This window comes from Mesorhizobium sp. M2A.F.Ca.ET.039.01.1.1 (genome assembly GCF_003998035.1).
In the GTDB taxonomy this organism is placed as follows: domain Bacteria; phylum Pseudomonadota; class Alphaproteobacteria; order Rhizobiales; family Rhizobiaceae; genus Mesorhizobium.
In genome coordinates this window covers 1-2,289 of the sequence record NZ_RZRY01000865.1, presented here as the reverse complement: position 1 = coordinate 2,289, position 2,289 = coordinate 1, and the positions used below count along the sequence as shown (strand labels likewise).

Genomic DNA, 2,289 nt, shown 5'->3' with positions numbered 1-2,289 from the left:
GTGCAGCAGATCCTGATCAATCTCGCTTCGAACGCCGTCAAGTTCACGCCCGATGGCGGCAGCGTGGTGATCGGCGCCAAGCGCGTCGGCTCGCGCCTGCATTTCTGGGTCAGCGACACCGGCATCGGCATCGCCGAGGAGGATATGGCCAATCTCGGCAAGCCTTTCATGCAGATCCAGAACGACTACACGCGCCGTTTCGAGGGAACCGGGCTCGGCCTGTCGCTGGTCAAGGGCCTGGTGGCGCTGCACGACGGCACGATGTCGATCGAGAGCGCGCCGGGTGAGGGCACCACGGTGACGATCGGCCTGCCGGTGAGCGGGCCGAAGCGGCATTCCGTTGCGCAACCCGGTGTGCTGGCCATGCCGGCGGCGAAGCCGAAGGGGGATAGAGATGGGGAGGGGAATGGCTCGCTCCGCAAAACGGCGTAAGGTGGTCGAACCCGAGCGCGGCGTCCTTGCCGAAGGCGCGGCCGCGGTCGGCCAGCTGATCGCAAGCAACCCGGTCCTGGTCGGCGGTTCGACCGCCTTCCTGGTGACGCTGTTCTATGTCTCGGCCAATGCGCTCTGGTATCAGCCTTTTCCGCATACCGGCGCCTTCTTTGCCACCCGCAGCATCGAGAATTTCCCGCATACCGTCTCCAACGAGCCGGAGACCACCATCAACATCGTGCGCCAGCCGCCGGCACAGCCGGTGGCCAAGCCGGATCCGATCGTCCAGCAGGTGCAGGGCATCCTGAAGGACCTCAACTTCTATGACGGCACAGTCGATGGTCTGACCGGACCGGCGACCCGCAAGGCGATCCAGGCTTACCAATTGAAAGTCGGGCTGCCGGGCTCGGGCGAGATCGACGGCGCGCTGCTCGACCAGCTTGGCACGCGCCAGACGACGGCGGCGATTCCACATCCGGCGCCGCGGCCGGCCGACGCGGCAGCAGCCACGCCGTCCGCCAAGCCATCGGTAATTCCCGTCTCGGCCCCGGCCGATGGCGCCACGCAATCGCCCGATGCCCGCATCGTCAAGATCCAGGCCGGTCTGAAAGCTTTCGGTAACAACGACATGCAGCTCGACGGCAAGGTCGGCGCCCGCACCAAGGCCGCGATCAAGGAATTCCAGGCTCTCTTCGGCCTGCCCGAAACCGGCGAGCCGGACGAAGCGGTGTACGTCAAGATGCGCGAGATCGGTCTGACGAACTGAGTGGCGGCGGCGCCAATCTAGTTTTGGGCTGCGCGTTTAGCCTTTAGAGCGCGGAAGAAGGCATTGCGGTCCACGCTCTGGCCTTCACCGCTCGCCATGCCTTCAGCATATGCACGCTTGAGCTGATTCAGTTCATGATCGGTTAGGGGTCGGATTGTCGCTTCCATGCGCAACGATAGCATTATCCGGTGCATTCACGAAATTTGCCAATTGTCGGAGCCGGCGCCGCCCCTCATCTGCCTGCCGGCATCTTCTCCCCGTGAACGGGGGAAGGGGCTGGCCGCGGCGCCGGCGCTCTTCCTGCAACGTCTGAGATTGGCGAAATCGTCAGCGCAAGCTTCCTTCTCCCCGTCACTACACGGGGGGAAATGCCCGGCAGGGCAATGAGCGGCAGCGCCGACCTGTCAGGCAAAGCAACACCACCGTCAGGGGACGCGGGACCACAGCAATCCAAACCTGTCGCTGCCCGGCGCTCGCGGACAAGCCGGAATCTCGTTAAACAATCGGCATGTCATCCGGAACGATCCCATGCGCGTAACCACCGATCTCTGGGTTTCGGCCCTTGTACGCCGCGTTTTCGGCGCCGGCGGTTTTGCCGCCGTGGTTAAGCGCGGCGCCACCGAGGCGGGCGCCGTCTTCGTGTTGTCGCGCGGGCGTCTGGGGGAGGTCGTTCTTTACGGGCCGGCGCCGCAGACGAGTTACGATTCAGCCAAGCCGGATGAGCGCTTCTTCACCTTGCTCGATGCCGGCGACGATAGCGCCGCCTTCGATGCGCGGTTGGAGCGCGAGAAGAAATTCGATCCCGACATCTGGGTGGTCGAGATCGAGGCAGGGACTGTACCGGTCGAAGAGCTTCTTTCGGTGAAGGCCGACTAGGGCGTTTCGCCATTCATGGGACCGGAATCGCGATGAGAGCAAGAGCGCTGGGCGAGAAGGTTCATCATGCCGCTTCCCCCTTCTGGACGGGAAACCGGGTAGCGAAGACTTCCTTGGCCGCAAACAGCCCGTTGAGCGCCGCAGGAAAGCCGGCATAAACCGTCATCTGGATGATGGTTTCGATAATTTCGTCCTTGGTCAGCCCGACATTGAGC

At 63.7% G+C, this 2,289-nt stretch carries 4 protein-coding genes; 3 read left to right on the top strand and 1 reads right to left on the bottom strand.

Annotated features, from left to right (window positions below; all coding sequences use genetic code 11):
* The 3 genes from EOA24_RS34825 to EOA24_RS34810 all read left to right on the top strand — a co-directional run.
* A partial coding sequence (locus EOA24_RS34825) for an ATP-binding protein (RefSeq protein WP_133374784.1) occupies window positions 1-432 on the top strand: 432 nt, incomplete at its 5' end.
* The gene (locus EOA24_RS34820; protein WP_126078379.1) at window positions 407-1,198 is read left to right on the top strand and encodes a peptidoglycan-binding protein; all 792 of its coding nucleotides are present in this window, start codon (window positions 407-409) and stop codon (window positions 1,196-1,198) included. The genes EOA24_RS34825 and EOA24_RS34820, both read left to right, overlap by 26 nt.
* Before the next feature lie 528 nt (window positions 1,199-1,726).
* Window positions 1,727-2,074, top strand: a complete 348-nt coding sequence (locus tag EOA24_RS34810; protein ID WP_126078378.1) for a DUF1491 family protein — start codon at window positions 1,727-1,729, stop codon at window positions 2,072-2,074.
* A gap of 64 nt (window positions 2,075-2,138) precedes the next feature.
* Here the strand turns inward: EOA24_RS34810 and EOA24_RS34805 are convergent.
* Window positions 2,139-2,289: carboxymuconolactone decarboxylase family protein (locus tag EOA24_RS34805; protein WP_189354489.1), on the bottom strand; the 151-nt coding region annotated here is incomplete at its 5' end.

What these genes read in the sequence shown, in the direction of transcription:
- EOA24_RS34810 (WP_126078378.1), top strand. Translation starts at nt 1,727, where the DNA reads ATGCGCGTAACCACCGATCTCTGGGTTTCGGCCCTTGTACGCCGCGTT.
- EOA24_RS34820 (WP_126078379.1), top strand. Translation starts at nt 407, where the DNA reads ATGGCTCGCTCCGCAAAACGGCGTAAGGTGGTCGAACCCGAGCGCGGC.